This is a genomic window from Methylocystis rosea, assembly GCF_003855495.1.
Taxonomy (GTDB): domain Bacteria; phylum Pseudomonadota; class Alphaproteobacteria; order Rhizobiales; family Beijerinckiaceae; genus Methylocystis; species Methylocystis rosea_A.
Window position 1 is genome coordinate 3,415,200 of sequence record NZ_CP034086.1, and the last position, 15,609, is coordinate 3,430,808.

Annotated in this window: 15 protein-coding genes; 14 read left to right on the forward strand and 1 reads right to left on the reverse strand. The window is 60.5% G+C overall.

The window, feature by feature from the left end; genetic code table 11:
- Positions 1-7 precede the first annotated feature (7 nt).
- From sufC to EHO51_RS16680, 7 genes are all read left to right on the forward strand, one after another.
- A complete protein-coding gene (gene sufC, locus EHO51_RS16650) occupies positions 8-766 on the forward strand; it encodes a Fe-S cluster assembly ATPase SufC (RefSeq protein ID WP_018406747.1) in 759 nt (252 codons plus the stop codon).
- A gap of 3 nt (positions 767-769) precedes the next feature.
- Positions 770-2,095 carry a Fe-S cluster assembly protein SufD gene (sufD, locus tag EHO51_RS16655; protein ID WP_124739809.1) on the forward strand — a complete coding sequence of 442 codons (1,326 nt, stop codon included), beginning with the start codon at positions 770-772 and terminating at the stop codon, positions 2,093-2,095.
- Positions 2,096-2,559: 464 nt separating this feature from the next.
- Positions 2,560-4,071, forward strand: a complete 1,512-nt coding sequence (gene nifB / locus EHO51_RS16660) for a nitrogenase cofactor biosynthesis protein NifB (RefSeq protein WP_051013311.1) — start codon at positions 2,560-2,562, stop codon at positions 4,069-4,071.
- A gap of 34 nt (positions 4,072-4,105) precedes the next feature.
- Entirely contained in the window at positions 4,106-4,330 is a 225-nt protein-coding gene (locus EHO51_RS16665) for a 4Fe-4S binding protein (RefSeq protein WP_018406750.1), read from the forward strand.
- 10 nt (positions 4,331-4,340) lie between these two features.
- Complete coding sequence (locus tag EHO51_RS16670) at positions 4,341-4,679, forward strand: HesB/IscA family protein (protein ID WP_029649216.1); 339 nt, start codon at positions 4,341-4,343, stop codon at positions 4,677-4,679.
- A gap of 11 nt (positions 4,680-4,690) precedes the next feature.
- Positions 4,691-5,224: a tetratricopeptide repeat protein gene (locus tag EHO51_RS16675; RefSeq protein ID WP_124739810.1), complete on the forward strand. Its 534-nt coding sequence runs from the start codon at positions 4,691-4,693 to the stop codon at positions 5,222-5,224.
- Complete coding sequence (locus EHO51_RS16680) at positions 5,214-5,969, forward strand: 4Fe4S-binding leucine-rich repeat protein (protein WP_124739811.1); 756 nt, start codon at positions 5,214-5,216, stop codon at positions 5,967-5,969. The genes EHO51_RS16675 and EHO51_RS16680 overlap by 11 nt, the downstream gene beginning before the upstream one ends.
- A 177-nt stretch (positions 5,970-6,146) precedes the next feature.
- Here the strand turns inward: EHO51_RS16680 and EHO51_RS16685 are convergent, their stop codons facing one another.
- Complete coding sequence (locus EHO51_RS16685) at positions 6,147-6,971, reverse strand: YgfZ/GcvT domain-containing protein (protein ID WP_124739812.1); 825 nt, start codon at positions 6,969-6,971, stop codon at positions 6,147-6,149.
- A gap of 518 nt (positions 6,972-7,489) precedes the next feature.
- On the opposite strand from EHO51_RS16685, the gene nifH reads away from it, so the two are divergent.
- From nifH to EHO51_RS16720, 7 genes are all read left to right on the forward strand, one after another.
- Positions 7,490-8,377, forward strand: a complete 888-nt coding sequence (nifH, locus tag EHO51_RS16690) for a nitrogenase iron protein (RefSeq protein ID WP_018406756.1) — start codon at positions 7,490-7,492, stop codon at positions 8,375-8,377.
- Between the two features lie 78 nt (positions 8,378-8,455).
- Entirely contained in the window at positions 8,456-9,958 is a 1,503-nt protein-coding gene (gene nifD / locus EHO51_RS16695) for a nitrogenase molybdenum-iron protein alpha chain (protein WP_018406757.1), read from the forward strand.
- A gap of 66 nt (positions 9,959-10,024) precedes the next feature.
- Positions 10,025-11,584: a nitrogenase molybdenum-iron protein subunit beta gene (gene nifK / locus EHO51_RS16700; RefSeq protein WP_124739813.1), complete on the forward strand. Its 1,560-nt coding sequence runs from the start codon at positions 10,025-10,027 to the stop codon at positions 11,582-11,584.
- A gap of 78 nt (positions 11,585-11,662) precedes the next feature.
- Positions 11,663-13,333, forward strand: coding sequence for a nitrogenase iron-molybdenum cofactor biosynthesis protein NifE (gene nifE, locus EHO51_RS16705; protein WP_029652203.1), 1,671 nt, complete (start codon positions 11,663-11,665; stop codon positions 13,331-13,333).
- A 4-nt stretch (positions 13,334-13,337) separates the two neighbouring features.
- Positions 13,338-14,714, forward strand: coding sequence for a nitrogenase iron-molybdenum cofactor biosynthesis protein NifN (nifN, locus tag EHO51_RS16710; protein ID WP_124739814.1), 1,377 nt, complete (start codon positions 13,338-13,340; stop codon positions 14,712-14,714).
- A 19-nt stretch (positions 14,715-14,733) separates the two neighbouring features.
- On the forward strand, positions 14,734-15,129 hold the full coding sequence (nifX, locus tag EHO51_RS16715; protein WP_018406761.1) for a nitrogen fixation protein NifX: 396 nt from the start codon (positions 14,734-14,736) through the stop codon (positions 15,127-15,129).
- Between the two features lie 9 nt (positions 15,130-15,138).
- Positions 15,139-15,609, forward strand: coding sequence for a NifX-associated nitrogen fixation protein (locus EHO51_RS16720; RefSeq protein WP_124739815.1), 471 nt, complete (start codon positions 15,139-15,141; stop codon positions 15,607-15,609).

Consider the following 15,609-nt stretch of genomic DNA (forward strand, 5'->3'; position numbering starts at 1 on the left):
TGGTGGAATGACGGCGCTACTGGAAATTCGCGACCTCAAGGCCGAGATTGCCGGCAAGCAGATCCTGAATGGCTATGACCTCACCGTGAAGGCGGGCGAGGTGCATGCGATCATGGGGCCAAATGGCTCGGGTAAATCGACGCTGTCCTATGTGCTCTCCGGCCGGCCCGGCTATAAAATCACTGAGGGACAGGCGCTGCTTGCCGGCGCCGATCTGTCGCAGATGAGCGTCGACGAACGCGCCGCGGCGGGGCTGTTCCTCGCCTTTCAATATCCGCTGGAGGTGCCGGGCGTCGCAACGATGACCTTTCTGCGCGCCGCGCTCAACGCGCAGCGCAAGAAGCGCGGCGAGGAGGAAATGTCTTCGCCCGATTTGATCAAGCGCGTCAAGGAGCTCGCCAAGATCCTCGATATGGACATGGAGATGCTGCGGCGTCCGGTGAATGTCGGATTCTCGGGCGGTGAGAAGAAGCGCGCCGAGACGCTGCAGATGATGCTGCTTGAACCCAAGCTGTGCATCCTCGACGAGACCGACTCGGGACTCGACATCGACGCGCTGAAAGTCGTGTCCAACGGCGTCAATCAATTGCGCTCGAAGGACCGCGGCATCGTTGTGATCACCCATTATCAGCGGCTGCTCGATTACATCACGCCGGACGTCGTTCATGTGCAGTCGGCCGGCCGCATCGTGCGGACCGGCGGGAAGGAGCTTGCTCTGGAACTCGAGGAAACGGGCTACGCGCGCTACCAAAGCGAGGCGGCATAAGTCATGGGCAACGCACCTACCACTCCCGCGCGCAAACTCACCGACGCCGAGGCTCGGCTGGCGGAAATCTTCGCCATGCAGCAAAGCGCGAGCGCGCCGCAACTTGCGAAGCTGCGCACCGCCGCCTTCGACGCCTTTGCCAAGACCGGCCTTCCCAACCGCCGCGACGAGGCATGGAAATACACGGATTTGCGCGCCCTGCTGCGCGACGTGAAGCCCCTGGCCGCGCCGCCGGAAGATAGCGCGAAGCAAAGCGCGCGGAATGCGGCGGTTCTTGAGGGCGTCGCGTCGCGTCGCGTCGTGTTCGTCGGCGGCTATTTTGTTCCGGAGCTTTCCGATCTTGGCGATTTGGAAGCAGGGCTGAGCGTGATGTCGCTGTCGGAGGCCTTAGCCAAGGGCGACGCCGCGACGACCGCGCGGATCGGGAATGTGGGAGAGGTCGACGATCCGGCCTTTGCGCTCAACACCGCTTTCATGGGCGAAGGCGTCGTCGTTCGTGTTGGCGACGGCGTATGCGTGGACAGGCCGATACATTTGGTTTTCGTGGCGGGCGCGCAGCCGGCGACCTATTTCCTGCGCTCGCTTGTCATCGTTGAAAAAGGCGCGCGGGCGACTCTGATCGAGAGCTTTGAGGGCGAAACGGCGCAGGAATACCATGTGAACGCCGCGACCGAAGTTGTGCTGGAAGAGGGCGCGTCCCTCGAGCGACTCAAGATCAGTCGCGAAGGCGCCGCCGCGATGCATGTCTCGACATTCGTCGCCTCGCTCGCCGCCGATGCCCAGCTGAGCGATTTCGGATTCAATCTCGGCGGAGCCGTGTTGCGCAACCAGTCCTTCATCAACATTAACGGGCAGGGCGCCCATGCCGGCCTGCGCGGGGCCAACATATTGAAGGGCAAGGAGCACGCCGACGCGACCTTGTTCCTCGATCATGCGGCGGAACGTTCGGAAAGCAAGGCGCTGTTCAAATCCGTCCTGGACGACTCGTCGCAGGCGGTGTTTCAGGGGAAGATCCTGGTTCGGCCCGGCGCGCAAAAAACCGATGCGCGCATGATGGCCCGCACGCTGTTGTTGTCCGAAGGGGCGCAGGCCTACTGTAAGCCTGAGTTGGAAATCTTTGCTGACGACGTGCAATGCGCGCATGGTTCGACCGTCGGCGCGTTGGACGAGAATTTGATTTTCTACCTGATGGCGCGCGGGATTCCCCAAGCGGAAGCCCAATCGCTGCTGACGGAAGCCTTCGTCGGGGAAGTGATCGACGTCGTGGCGAATCGCAGCCTTCGAGAGGCTCTCACCGACCTCGTTTCCGAGCGGCTTAGAACGCGATAAAGATTCCCAAACCTGTGAGCGACGCATCATATGACGTCGCGCGGTTGCGTCGTGACGTTTCGATTTGGATGTAAATCCACGGTAGCCGCGCGTCGATCTGGACAACGCGGCGTAAATACCTCGACATGGATAATGCGGCAGACGCTCGTCTAGCGGATGAGCCGCCCTGCGTCGCCGAACACTGTCGACGATGTTGAATCTGTAACAAGTGTCGTCATACGGATTGTAGGGACGTGTTTGAATATTTACATTGTTGGATCGCGATACAGCATTGAAATATAATGCAAAAGGTTAGTTCAGTCGCTGGCATGGTTGTTGCGATCCCTCCGACAAACTGATGCATCGCTCCGTCTCAGCCGAGAGTCGGCACAGACGACTTTGCAGCGACAGAAGGAAGCAAAGCCATGACGTCTCTGGATGTTGGAACGGCGGAGGCAGCTGAAGGGGTGAACGGGGCGGTCGCCATGGGCGACGTGATGCAGAAGATCGCCGAGCACAAGGGGTGCGGCACGTCGGGCGGCAGCGGCAAGGCGAGCTGCGGTTCGGGCGCCGGTGAGGGCGACCTGCCGACCGAGATTTGGGAGAAGGTCAAGAACCACCCCTGCTACAGCGAAGAAGCTCACCACCATTATGCGCGCATGCATGTCGCCGTCGCGCCCGCTTGCAACATCCAATGCAACTATTGCAACCGCAAATATGATTGCGCCAATGAATCGCGCCCCGGCGTCGTCAGCGAGAAGCTGACCCCGGAGCAGGCCGCGAAGAAAGTTTTGGCCGTCGCCTCCACCATTCCGCAAATGACGGTTCTCGGCATCGCCGGCCCGGGCGATCCGCTCGCCAATCCGGAAAAAACCTTCAAGACATTCGATCTGATCTCGCGCACCGCGCCGGACATCAAGCTCTGCCTGTCGACCAATGGTCTCGCCTTGCCGGATCACGTCGACACGATCGCTGGTTACAACGTCGATCACGTCACGATCACCATCAACATGGTTGATCCGGAAGTCGGCGCGAAGATCTATCCCTGGGTGTTCTGGAAGCATAAGCGCTACACCGGCGTCGAAGCGGCGAAGCTTCTCACCGACCGCCAGCTGCAGGGCCTGGAAATGCTCACCGAGCGCGGCATTTTGTGCAAGGTGAATTCGGTGATGATCCCGGGAATCAACGACAAGCACCTCGTCGAAGTGAACAAGGCCGTCAAATCTCGCGGCGCCTTCCTGCACAACATCATGCCGCTGATCTCGGCTCCGGAGCACGGCACGGTGTTCGGCCTTAACGGTCAGCGCGGTCCGTCGGCGCAAGAGCTAAAGGCGCTGCAGGACAGCTGTGAAGGCGAGATGAATATGATGCGCCACTGCCGCCAGTGCCGCGCCGACGCGGTCGGCCTGCTCGGCGAAGATCGCAGCGCTGAGTTCACGACCGAAAAGATCATGGCGATGGAGGTCGACTACGATCTTGAGTCCCGCAAGGCCTATCAAGAGAAGGTCGAAGAAGAGCGCGTCGCCAAGGTGGCCGCGAAGCAGGAAGAGCTGGCGACGCTGGCAGGCGCGGCGAGCGACATCAAGTTGCTGATCGCGGTGGCGACGAAGGGTTCGGGCCTCATCAACGAACATTTCGGTCACGCCAAAGAGTTCCAGGTCTATGAACTCTCGACCTCGGGCGCGAAGTTCGTCGGACATCGCCGCGTCGATCTCTACTGCCAGGGCGGATATGGCGACGAGGACAGTCTGGAGACGGTTATCCGCGCCATCAACGACTGCCATGCGGTGTTCGTCGCGAAGATCGGCGGTTGCCCGAAGAACGACCTGATCAAGGCCGGGATCGAGCCCGTCGATCAATTCGCCCATGAGTTCATCGAGAAGTCGGCGATCGCCTGGTTCAAGGCCTATCTCGACAAGGTGAACAGCGGGGAAATCGAACATCAGGAGCGCGGCGACGCCGAAATCCGACAGGGCGCGCTCATCAACGCGGCTTGAGACATGCGTCAAGGAACCAGCTAGGGAGCAAGACATGACGCTTAAGATCATTTCCTCGCAGTGCACGAGTTGTTCAGCCTGCGAGCCGGAATGCCCGAATGTGGCGATCACCGAGAAGAACGGCACATTCGTCATCGATCCGAAGAAATGCACGGAGTGCATCGGCCATTTCGACGCGCCGCAGTGCGCGGCGGTCTGCCCGGTCGACAACACTTGCGTGATCGACAACGCCTATCCCCGTTACCAAGCACCGGCTTGAGGAGGCCGCAATGAAATTTACGCTTACGCCGGCCGCACAAAAATTCATCCGGCGAATGATTCAGTTCAGCGCCAATCCAGGCGGAGGCTTTCGCCTGATGGTGTCGCCGGGCGGGTGCTCCGGGCTCAGCGCGCTGTTTGACGTCGAAGCCGCGCCGCGCGCCGGCGATCAGGAGTTCGTCGTCGAAGGCGTGAAGTTCTTCCTGCCGGCCGAAAGCCGCCTGCTGCTCGATGGCGTCACGATTGACTTCGCCGATTCCTCTTCAAGCGGCGGGCTGGTCTTTCACGATCCAAAGAACACGGGATCGTGCAAGAGCACCAGCGGACCCGTGGTGGAGCATGTGCATTAAAGGCGCGCGTCATGGTGAATGGCGAGCAAGCTGCTCTAAGCCCCGACGAGAAGGAACTTCTCGCCGGGGCCCTGCTTGGCGAGGGTCTGCCGCTGGAGGCCGAAGAGTTTCTCCATCTCGCCAGCGAAACCTACGCTGACTCTGAAACGGCGGAGCGTTACTTACGCCAGGCCCAGCAATGGGCCCCGGACCACGCCGCGGTGCTGATCGGCTTCTATCGCTTTTACTTCTACAAAGGCAGATTGCGAGAAGCATTGGAGATCGCCAATCGCTGTCTCGAAAAAGCGGCGCGCGAAAACAACATGCCGCGAGATTGGCGACGCGCCTCGGCGCAGGACGCGGTTTTCGATCGCTACGACGAAATTCTGCCGCGCTTCTTTCTCTTTACGTTGAAGGGCTACGCCTATTTGCAGATGCGCCTTGGCGAGTTCGACGAGAGCCGGGTCGCCATCGCCAAGCTTCTCGAACTCGACCCATCTGACAAGATCGGCGCCAAGGTTCTTCTCGGCGTTCTGGACAGAATCGGCTTTGACGATGACGCGTGAGATCGACGAAGCGCGCGACTGGCGCGGGTTGGATATCGATTGTGCGAACTGCGCGCATCGAGACCTGCTGGCCGCGGGACGGTGCGAATTGCGCAAAGCATGCGTACACGACCGATATGCGCGGCGCATCGATCGCTTCTTCAATTGGAATCCCGAACTCGCCGACGGCTATCTCGCGCATCCCCATTTCGAAGTGCGCGCCATAGCGGCGAAATTCGCCAATCCGTTTCTCTTGCCGCGCTTATTGTCGGATCCCGATGAAACCGTGCGCTGGGAAGCCGTGCGGCGACTGCCTGCGCGCTATCAATGCGAATTGCGCAATGATCCGCATCGCGAGGTGCGCATCCGCGTCGCCACTCTGCTTGATGATCCAGACCTCCTGCCGATGATGCAGGATGAGGACTATTACGTGCGTATCGTCATCGCGCGGAAGGTCGCGCCAGCGCTGCTGGTGATGATGTTCGATGACCCTGAAGTGGAAGTCCGGCGTATTGTCGCGCAACGGGTCGACGCACAGTGGCTCGGGCGAATGTGTCGAGATTCAAACGCCGAAGTGCGCCTTGAAGCGGCGCAAAGGATGACGCCCGAACAATTGTCGGATTTGAGAGATGACGTCGATTGGCGTGTGCGCCATTACGTCGCGACCAGACTGAACGTGGACGAAATCGGACATTTGATCAATGACAGCGATCCGCTCGTCGCGGAAGCGGCCCGCGAGCGTCTCGCGGGCGAGGCAATGAAGTGATGTGCCTGCCGTCGGCGCTCCGCCATGACACATATCCTCGCCGATCAGGCTAGAGAGCGCATGGCGAATAAGGTTGCGAGAAGCGCGCTCTGCGACGTGAAGGCGGGGTTGAAAGCGGGTCGTCGCTGATCTGGATAAACGCGCCGCATCAGCCTTAGACCGGCTTCAACTCGCAGCCTACCCCACGACGAACTGGAGGGACGCGCCGCCAGCAGTCAGGACTGTTCCGGCCGCCATAGCGTCGGCAAGTCTGTCCAGGCGGATCAACGCGAGGCCCCGATCGTCGCTGTGTGAGCCCGCCACGCCGACTTCGATCTCGCCCGCCATGACTTTTGTTCCGGGCGGCGGAGCTTCGCCGTCCACGTGGTAAGGCGTCACGCGCTTGCGCGCGAGGTTGCGATGCTTCGTGCGCGAGACCACTTCCTGGCCGATATAGCACCCCTTGGTGAAATCGACGCCGGCGAGCAGGTCCATGTTCGCTTCGTGCGGAAATGCGGCGCCATAGGCGAAATCAACACCGCCTTGCGGAACGCCGGCGGCGATCCGCGCGGCTTCATAGTCGTCGCGAGCGTCTACCGCTTTCGCGCCGCGCGGCGCGATCAAACGCCAGCCGAGCGTCTCGGAGCGCGGGTCCCGCGCCATCGCCAGCGCAGGAATTTCCGGTCGCGCCTCCCCGAGAACGGCGAAGGCTGCGAATTCGTCGCTTCTGGATGTGACGCTCACCGCCGCGCGCAATTTGTACATGCCAAGGCGACGCAGGAGATCCGGCTCCAAGCTACTCGGGCAATCAAGAAAATAGCGGCGCGTCTCGCCGTCGCCTTCCACAAAGACAAGGAAGTCGACCAATATCTTCCCCTGCGGCGCCAGCAGCGCGCAGAAGCGGGCTTCGCCCGGGACGAGCTTGGAGATGTCGTTGGTGACGAGATTATGCAAGAATTTCGTCGCGTCGGCCCCGGCAATTTCGACAATGCCGCGATCCCGCAGGCTGATGACTGCTGACATTGTGTCTTATGCTCCAACCGCGTCTGTAAGCCGCCGCGGTTTGTCGTAAGCGCGCGACCCGCCGGATCGATTCTGGAAGCAACGATCCTGCCATGGCTGCAACCCTCAACCCCAAACCGCAAAGCGCGCGCGGCGCACACGCACGGGGTTCGCCATCGCGCCGCCGCGTCTTCCAAGGAAGCGGCCCTAATCAAAACCACCCGTGCGCGGCGAAAAAACGCCCAAAAACTTTCTACCGCGTCGGCAATAACTTTGTCGCCCACATCACATGGTTGTTAGCTTTTTGACATCGAACAACCGGTCGTAGCTCATTCACAAATGATTGATTCAAAGCCATGTTCATTCGGCGATCACACTCTGCAAGCCCTGGCATGGACATTGCGAAAGAGGGACCGGCTCGACAGAATCGAGGGCCGTCGAAGAGAACCTCTTACTGGGAGTCCTTCTCTAACTCGGCAGCGAAGCAAGGCGCCGCGAGAGAGCTGCGGCAATGAGTAGGGGCCCAAGAGGAGATAGACATGTCGTCACTACGGCAAATCGCATTTTATGGCAAAGGGGGCATCGGCAAGTCGACGACGTCCCAGAACACGCTCGCCGCTCTGGCCGAGATGGGTCATCGCATTTTGATCGTCGGCTGCGATCCGAAGGCTGACTCGACGCGGCTCATCCTGCACGCCAAGGCGCAGGATACCATCCTGAGCCTCGCCGCCAATGCAGGCAGCGTCGAGGATCTGGAAATCGAAGAAGTGATGAAGGTCGGCTATCTCAACATTCGTTGCGTTGAGTCGGGCGGACCGGAGCCTGGAGTTGGCTGCGCCGGCCGCGGCGTCATCACCTCGATCAACTTCCTCGAGGAAAACGGCGCTTACGAAGACATCGACTATGTGTCCTACGACGTGCTCGGCGACGTGGTCTGCGGCGGCTTCGCCATGCCGATCCGTGAGAACAAGGCGCAGGAAATCTACATCGTCATGTCCGGCGAGATGATGGCGATGTATGCCGGCAACAACATCTCCAAGGGCATTTTGAAATACGCCAATTCCGGCGGCGTGCGCCTGGGCGGTCTGGTCTGCAACGAGCGTCAGACCGACAAGGAGCTCGAGCTTGCGGAAGCTCTGGCGAAGAAGCTCGGCACGACGCTGATCTACTTCGTGCCGCGCGACAATATCGTGCAGCACGCGGAACTGCGCCGGATGACGGTGCTGGAATATGCGCCGCAGTCCGAGCAGGCGAATCATTACCGCAATCTTGCGGTGAAGATCCACGCCAACCAGGGCAAGGGCATCATCCCGACGCCGATCACGATGGACGAGCTCGAAGACATGCTGATGGAGCACGGCATCATGAAGGCGGTCGATGAGAGCCAGATCGGCAAGACCGCGGCCGAACTCCAGGCGATCGCCTAACCCGTCAACGCATAAGCGACGACCTCCCGCACGCGGGAGGTCGAGCTGAAATCCAGAAAGCATTGAAGGAGACATCAAATGAGTGTTTCGCCCACATTGAGCGTTGCGGAGATCAAGGACCGCAACAAAGCGCTCATCGAAGAAGTTCTGAAGGTCTATCCCGAGAAGACCGCCAAGCGCCGCGCCAAGCACCTCAACGTGCATCAGGAAGGCAAGCCGGATTGCGGCGTGAAGTCGAACATCAAGTCGATCCCCGGCGTCATGACCATTCGCGGCTGCGCTTACGCCGGCTCGAAGGGCGTTGTCTGGGGTCCGATCAAAGACATGATCCACATCAGCCATGGCCCGGTGGGCTGCGGCCAATATTCCTGGGCGGCGCGCCGTAACTATTACATCGGCACGACCGGCATCGACACTTTCGTCACGATGCAGTTCACGTCCGACTTCCAAGAGAAGGATATCGTCTTCGGCGGCGATAAGAAGCTCGCGAAGATCATGGACGAGATCCAGGAGCTGTTCCCGCTGAACAACGGCATCACCGTTCAGTCGGAATGCCCGATCGGCCTCATTGGCGACGATATCGAAGCGGTGTCGAAGGCCAAGTCGAAGGAATATGACGGCAAGACCATCGTCCCGGTGCGTTGCGAAGGCTTCCGCGGCGTTTCTCAGTCGCTCGGCCATCACATCGCCAACGACGCGATCCGTGATTGGGTGTTCGACAAGATCGCTCCCGACGCCGCGCCGCGTTTCGAGCCGACGCCCTATGACGTCGCCATCATCGGCGACTATAACATCGGCGGCGACGCCTGGTCGTCGCGCATTCTGCTCGAGGAAATGGGCCTGCGCGTGATCGCGCAATGGTCGGGCGACGGCAGCCTCGCCGAACTCGAAGCGACGCCGAAGGCGAAGCTGAACGTTCTGCATTGCTACCGTTCGATGAACTATATTTCACGCCACATGGAAGAGAAGTACGGTATTCCGTGGTGCGAATATAATTTCTTCGGCCCGAGCAAGATCGCCGAATCGCTGCGCAAGATCGCTAGCTATTTCGACGACAAGATCAAGGAAGGCGCCGAGCAGGTCATCGCCAAATATCAGCCCCTGATGGACGCGGTGATCGCCAAATACCGTCCGCGTCTGGAAGGCAAGACGGTCATGCTGTTCGTCGGCGGCCTCCGCCCGCGTCACGTGATCGGCGCATACGAAGACCTCGGCATGGAAGTCGTCGGCACGGGCTATGAGTTCGGCCACAACGACGACTATCAGCGCACCGCCCAGCACTACGTTAAGGACGGAACGCTGATCTACGACGACGTGACCGGCTACGAATTCGAAAAATTCGTCGAGAAGATCCAGCCCGATCTCGTCGGCTCCGGCATCAAGGAAAAATACGTCTTCCAGAAGATGGGCGTGCCTTTCCGCCAGATGCACAGCTGGGACTATTCGGGCCCCTACCATGGCTATGACGGTTTCGCGATCTTCGCGCGGGACATGGACATGGCGATCAACTCGCCGGTCTGGAAAATGACCAAGGCGCCTTGGAAGACCGAGGAACTGCCGCTGCTCCAAGCCGCGGAATAAATCAGCGCCGGCGCGTCGCGAAGGCGCGCGCCGGCTCCCCGAAATGCATGACGCGAGGGTTCGACCATGCCGCAGAGCGCAGAACACGTCCTAGACCATTTTGACCTCTTCAGAGGTCCCGAGTACCAGCAGATGCTGGCGAACAAGAAGAAGATGTTCGAAAACCCGCGCGATCCGGCTGAGGTGGAACGCGTTCGGGAATGGGCCAAGACCCCCGAATATCGCGAGAAGAACTTCGCTCGTGAGGCGTTGACGGTCAATCCGGCCAAGGCCTGCCAGCCGCTCGGCGCGGTCTTCGCCGCCGTCGGTTTCGAGCAAACGATTCCTTTCGTTCATGGATCGCAGGGCTGCGTCGCCTATTACCGCAGCCATCTGTCGAGACACTTCAAGGAGCCGAGCTCCTGCGTGTCCTCGTCGATGACCGAAGATGCGGCGGTGTTCGGCGGCCTCAACAACATGATCGACGGCCTGGCCAACACCTACAACATGTACAAGCCGAAGATGATCGCCGTCTCGACCACCTGCATGGCGGAAGTCATCGGCGACGATCTGAACGCCTTCATCAAGACCTCGAAGGAAAAGGGTTCGGTTCCGGCGGAATACGACGTTCCCTTCGCTCACACCCCGGCCTTCGTCGGCAGCCACGTCACCGGCTACGACAATGCGCTGAAGGGCATCATCGAGCACTTCTGGGACGGCAAGGCCGGCACAACGGCCAAGCTCGAGCGCAAGGCGAATGACAAGATCAACTTCATCGGCGGCTTCGACGGCTACACGGTCGGCAACATGCGCGAAGTCAAGCGCATCTTCGGCTTGATGGGCATCGACTACACGATCCTCGCCGACAACAGCGAAGTCTTCGACACGCCGACGGACGGCGAGTTCCGCATGTATGACGGCGGCACGACGCTGGAAGAGGCTGCCGATGCGATCAACGCCAAGGCGACGATCTCGATGCAGGAATATTGCACCGAGAAGACGCTGCCGCTGATCGCCGCGCATGGGCAGGAAGTCGCCGCCTTCAATCACCCGATTGGCGTCTCGGCGACCGACAAGTTCCTTATGACCTTGTCGCGCATCACCGGCAAGCCGATCCCTGAAGAGCTGGCGCGCGAGCGTGGTCGTCTTGTTGACGCTGTGGCCGATTCAAGCGCCCACATTCACGGCAAGAAATTCGCGATCTACGGCGATCCGGATCTGTGCCTCGGCCTCGCCGGGTTCCTGCTGGAGCTTGGCGCCGAACCGACGCACGTGCTCGCCACGAATGGCGGCAAGGCTTGGGCGGCAAAAGTGCAGGAGCTGTTCGACTCCTCGCCGTTCGGTCAGAATTGCCACGTCTATGCCGGCAAAGATCTTTGGCATATGCGTTCGCTGCTGTTCACCGAGCCGGTGGATTTCCTGATCGGCAACACCTACGGGAAATATCTCGAGCGCGACACCGGCACGCCGCTGATCCGCATCGGCTTCCCGATCTTCGATCGCCATCATCACCACCGCTATCCGGTGTGGGGCTATCAGGGCGGCTTGAACGTTCTGGTGTGGGTGCTCGATCGCATTTTCGAATCGATCGACGCCACCACCAACGTGCCGGCGAAGAGCGACTATAGCTTCGACATCATCCGTTAAGACAACGTGGCTCCCGCTTTGCAGCGGGAGCCACACCTTGCTCGCAGTATCGCTGTCGCAACGTGAAGGAGAAGAGGCATGAGTTCGCTTTCGGCCACGATCCAGGACGTTTTCAACGAGCCAGGCTGCGGTAAGAACGCGAACAAATCAGAAGCCGAACGCAAGAAGGGGTGCACCAAGCAATTGCAGCCCGGCGGCGCGGCTGGCGGTTGCGCCTTCGACGGCGCCAAGATCGCTCTTCAACCACTCACCGACGTCGCCCACCTCGTGCATGGCCCGATCGCCTGCGAGGGCAATAGCTGGGACAATCGCGGCGCGAAGTCCTCCGGCTCCAATCTGTGGCGCACCGGCTTCACGACCGACATCAACGAGACCGACGTGGTCTTCGGCGGCGAGAAGCGGCTGTTCAAATCCATCCGCGAGATCATCGAAAAATACGATCCGCCGGCGATCTTCGTCTATCAGACCTGCGTGCCCGCGATGATCGGCGATGATATCGACGCCGTGTGCAAAGCGGCGCGCGAGAAATTCAACAAGCCGGTCATTCCGATCAACTCCCCGGGCTTCGTCGGGCCGAAAAATCTCGGCAACAAGCTTGCGGGCGAGGCGCTGCTGCAACATGTGATCGGCACGGAAGAGCCGGAATATACGACGCCCTACGACCTCAATATCATCGGCGAATACAATCTGTCCGGGGAATTGTGGCAGGTGAAGCCGCTGCTCGACGAGCTCGGCATTCGCATCATGGCCTGCATCTCCGGCGACGGAAAATATAAGGAGGTCGCCTCCTCGCATCGCGCCAAGGCCGCGATGATGGTCTGCTCCAAGGCGATGATCAATGTCGCGCGCAAGATGGAGGAGCGCTACGGCATCCCCTTCTTCGAAGGCTCCTTCTACGGCATCGAGGATAGCAGCGACTCGCTGCGCGAGATCGCGCGCATGCTGATCGAGCGCGGCGCGCCCGCCGAACTGATGGATCGAACCGAGGCGCTGATCGCGCGGGAAGAGGCAAAGGCCTGGGCGGCGATCGCCAAATACAAGCCGCGCTTCGAAGGCAAGAAAGTGCTGCTGATCACCGGCGGAGTCAAATCCTGGTCGGTCGTCGCGGCGCTGCAAGAGGCGGGTCTCGAACTTGTCGGCACCTCCGTCAAGAAGTCGACGAAGGAAGACAAGGAGCGCATCAAGGAGCTGATGGGTCAGGACGCCCATATGATCGAGGATATGACGCCGCGCGAAATGTACAAGATGCTCAAGGATGCGCGCGCCGACATCATGCTCTCGGGCGGCCGCTCGCAGTTCATCGCGCTGAAAGCCTCGATGCCCTGGCTCGACATCAACCAGGAGCGGCATCACGCCTATATGGGCTATGTCGGCATGGTGAAGCTCGTCGAAGAGATCGACAAGGCGCTTTACAATCCCGTTTGGGCGCAGGTGCGCAAGCCGGCGCCTTGGGAAACGGCCGGAGAAAATTGGCAAAGCCGCGCGATGGCGCAGGCGGAAGCCGAGGCGGCGGCGCTCGCCGCCGATCCGGTGAAGGCGGAAGAGGCTCGCCGCGCGAAAAAGATCTGCAATTGCAAGAGCGTCGAACTCGGCGTCATCGAGGATGCGATCCTCGCGAACAATCTCTCGACGGTCGAAGGCGTGCGCGAGAAGACGAACGCCTCTGGCGGCTGCGGCGCCTGCGCCGTGCGCATCGAAGAAATTCTCGCGCAGATGGTCTCGGCCTCTCACGCAATCGCGGCGGAGTAACGCGATGGCGAACGTCTCCGTCAGCAAGAAGGCCTGCTCGGTCAATCCGCTCAAGATGAGCCAGCCGATCGGTGGCGCCTTGGCCTTCATGGGCCTGCGGGGCGCGATGCCGCTCCTGCATGGCTCGCAGGGCTGCACGTCTTTCGGCCTGGTGCTGTTCACGCGGCACTTCAAAGAAGCCATTCCGATGCAGACCACCGCGATGAGCGAAGTCGCGACGGTCCTCGGCGGCTATGACAATGTCGAGCAAGCGGTGCTCAACATCTACAACCGCACGAAGCCAGAGATCATCGGCATTTGCTCGACGGGGGTCACCGAGACGAAGGGCGACGACGTCGACGGCTACATCAAGCTCATTCGCGAGAAGAACGCGGCGGTCGCGCATCTGCCGATCGTCTATGTGTCGACGCCCGACTTTAAAGACGCCTTCCAGGACGGCTGGGAAAAGACGGTGACGCGCATCGTCGAAACGATGGTCGAGGCGCCAAAGAGCGCCGCGCGCCGCGATCCGACGAAAATCAATGTGCTGCCAGGCTGCCATCTGACGCCGGGCGATCTCGATGAATTGCGCACGATCATCGAGGATTTCGGCTTGGAGCCGACTTTTCTGCCCGATCTCGCCGGTTCGCTCGACGGCCACATACCGGATGATTTCACCCCGACGACGATCGGCGGCGTCGGCGTAGAAGAAATATCCATGATGGGCCAGGCCGGCTGGACGATCGCGATCGGCGCGCAAATGCGGCAGGCCGCCGAAGCCATGCAAAAGAAGACCGGCGTTCCGTTCCGGCTGTTTGAACGGCTGTGCGGGCTTGAGGCCAATGATGCGCTCATGTCGTTCCTGACGGACATCAGCGGTCGCCCGGCGCCGATGAAATATCGTCGCCAGCGCGGCCAGCTCGTCGACGCGATGCTGGACGGTCATTTCCACATCGGCGGGCGAAAACTCGCGGTCGGCGCCGAGCCGGATCTGCTCAACGAGATCGGCGGTCTGCTCACCGAAATGGGCGCGCAACTTCTTGTCGCGGTGACGACCACGCAATCGCCGGTGCTCGAACGACTGCCGACCGAAGAGGTGCTGATCGGCGATCTCGAAGACCTCGAGAATTTGGCGAAGGCCAAGGACTGCGATCTGATGGTCACCCATTCGCACGGCAGGCAAGCGGCCTCTCGCTTGAAGATCCCGTTCTTTCGCATGGGCATTCCGATGTTCGACCGCCTCGGCGGCGGGCATCAGTTGATGGTCGGCTATCGCGGCGGTCGCGATTTGATCTTTGACATCAGCAATCTGTTGATGGCCGATCACGAAGACAACCACGAACCGACACCTGACAGCTGGCGCGATGGCGTCGGCCCGTCACACGCCGCAACCTCGCACTAGGGGCGAAAAAGGAGGCGCTATGAAAGTCGCATTCGCAACCCAGGATTTGAAACGCGTCGACGCGCATTTCGGCTGGGCCAAGAACATCGCGATCTACGAGATTGGACCGGAAGGTCACGAATTCGTCGAGGCCATCCAATTTGACGGCGATCTCAAGGAAGATGGCAATGAGGACAAGCTCGCGCCGAAGATCGACGCGATCAAGAATTGCGCCATTCTTTATGTCGCTGCCATTGGCGGCTCTGGCGCGGCGCGAGTCGTCGCCAACAACATTCATCCGATGAAGGTCAATCAACCGGAAGCCATCTCAGACCTCCTGGACAAGCTCCAGGAAGTGTTGAGAGGCGTGCCGCCGCCATGGCTGCGCAAAGCATTGACCAAGGGAAAAGAGCGCGTGCTCGATTTCGAAGAGTGAGGAACGACCATGTCTGAACCTACCGCCGTGCTCGAAAAAACTCCGGTCGCCGAGCTTCCGTTCATGAAGGAGCTCATCAAGGTCTGGCGCGCCCAGGACACGCACGGGACCTGGGAGACGAAGGGCGACCTCGAACTCTTGGCTCCCTATGTTCTTGACAAAGAGGCGCGCCGCGCGCTGCCGATCATCGGCGATCCCGACCCCGAGACGATCTGGCGCATGGAGCTCTTCTTCAACGCCATCGCGCTCTCCATCGAACGCGCCACGGGCGTCATGATCTCGCCCATGCTGAAGATGAGCCACGAGGGTTTCGGCCGCATGGTGCTGATCGGCGGACGCTTGATCGTCGTGAACAAGCAGCTGCGCGACGTGCATCGCTTCGGATTCGACAGTTTCGAGAAGCTCGCGTCAGAAGGCGACAAATATGTGCAGTCCGGCGTCGAGATGATCGAAAAATACCCGGACGTCGCAAAATACTGA

Excerpts from the sequence above, each read along its gene's own strand:
- EHO51_RS16675 (WP_124739810.1), top strand. The coding sequence starts at position 4,691 with ATGGTGAATGGCGAGCAAGCTGCTCTAAGCCCCGACGAGAAGGAACTT.
- EHO51_RS16685 (WP_124739812.1), bottom strand. The coding sequence starts at position 6,971 with ATGTCAGCAGTCATCAGCCTGCGGGATCGCGGCATTGTCGAAATTGCC.
- EHO51_RS16720 (WP_124739815.1), top strand. The coding sequence starts at position 15,139 with ATGTCTGAACCTACCGCCGTGCTCGAAAAAACTCCGGTCGCCGAGCTT.
- nifX (WP_018406761.1), top strand. The coding sequence starts at position 14,734 with ATGAAAGTCGCATTCGCAACCCAGGATTTGAAACGCGTCGACGCGCAT.
- EHO51_RS16680 (WP_124739811.1), top strand. The coding sequence starts at position 5,214 with ATGACGCGTGAGATCGACGAAGCGCGCGACTGGCGCGGGTTGGATATC.
- nifB (WP_051013311.1), top strand. The coding sequence starts at position 2,560 with ATGGGCGACGTGATGCAGAAGATCGCCGAGCACAAGGGGTGCGGCACG.
- EHO51_RS16665 (WP_018406750.1), top strand. The coding sequence starts at position 4,106 with ATGACGCTTAAGATCATTTCCTCGCAGTGCACGAGTTGTTCAGCCTGC.
- EHO51_RS16670 (WP_029649216.1), top strand. The coding sequence starts at position 4,341 with ATGAAATTTACGCTTACGCCGGCCGCACAAAAATTCATCCGGCGAATG.
- nifD (WP_018406757.1), top strand. The coding sequence starts at position 8,456 with ATGAGTGTTTCGCCCACATTGAGCGTTGCGGAGATCAAGGACCGCAAC.
- nifN (WP_124739814.1), top strand. The coding sequence starts at position 13,338 with ATGGCGAACGTCTCCGTCAGCAAGAAGGCCTGCTCGGTCAATCCGCTC.
- nifK (WP_124739813.1), top strand. The coding sequence starts at position 10,025 with ATGCCGCAGAGCGCAGAACACGTCCTAGACCATTTTGACCTCTTCAGA.
- sufD (WP_124739809.1), top strand. The coding sequence starts at position 770 with ATGGGCAACGCACCTACCACTCCCGCGCGCAAACTCACCGACGCCGAG.
- sufC (WP_018406747.1), top strand. The coding sequence starts at position 8 with ATGACGGCGCTACTGGAAATTCGCGACCTCAAGGCCGAGATTGCCGGC.
- nifH (WP_018406756.1), top strand. The coding sequence starts at position 7,490 with ATGTCGTCACTACGGCAAATCGCATTTTATGGCAAAGGGGGCATCGGC.
- nifE (WP_029652203.1), top strand. The coding sequence starts at position 11,663 with ATGAGTTCGCTTTCGGCCACGATCCAGGACGTTTTCAACGAGCCAGGC.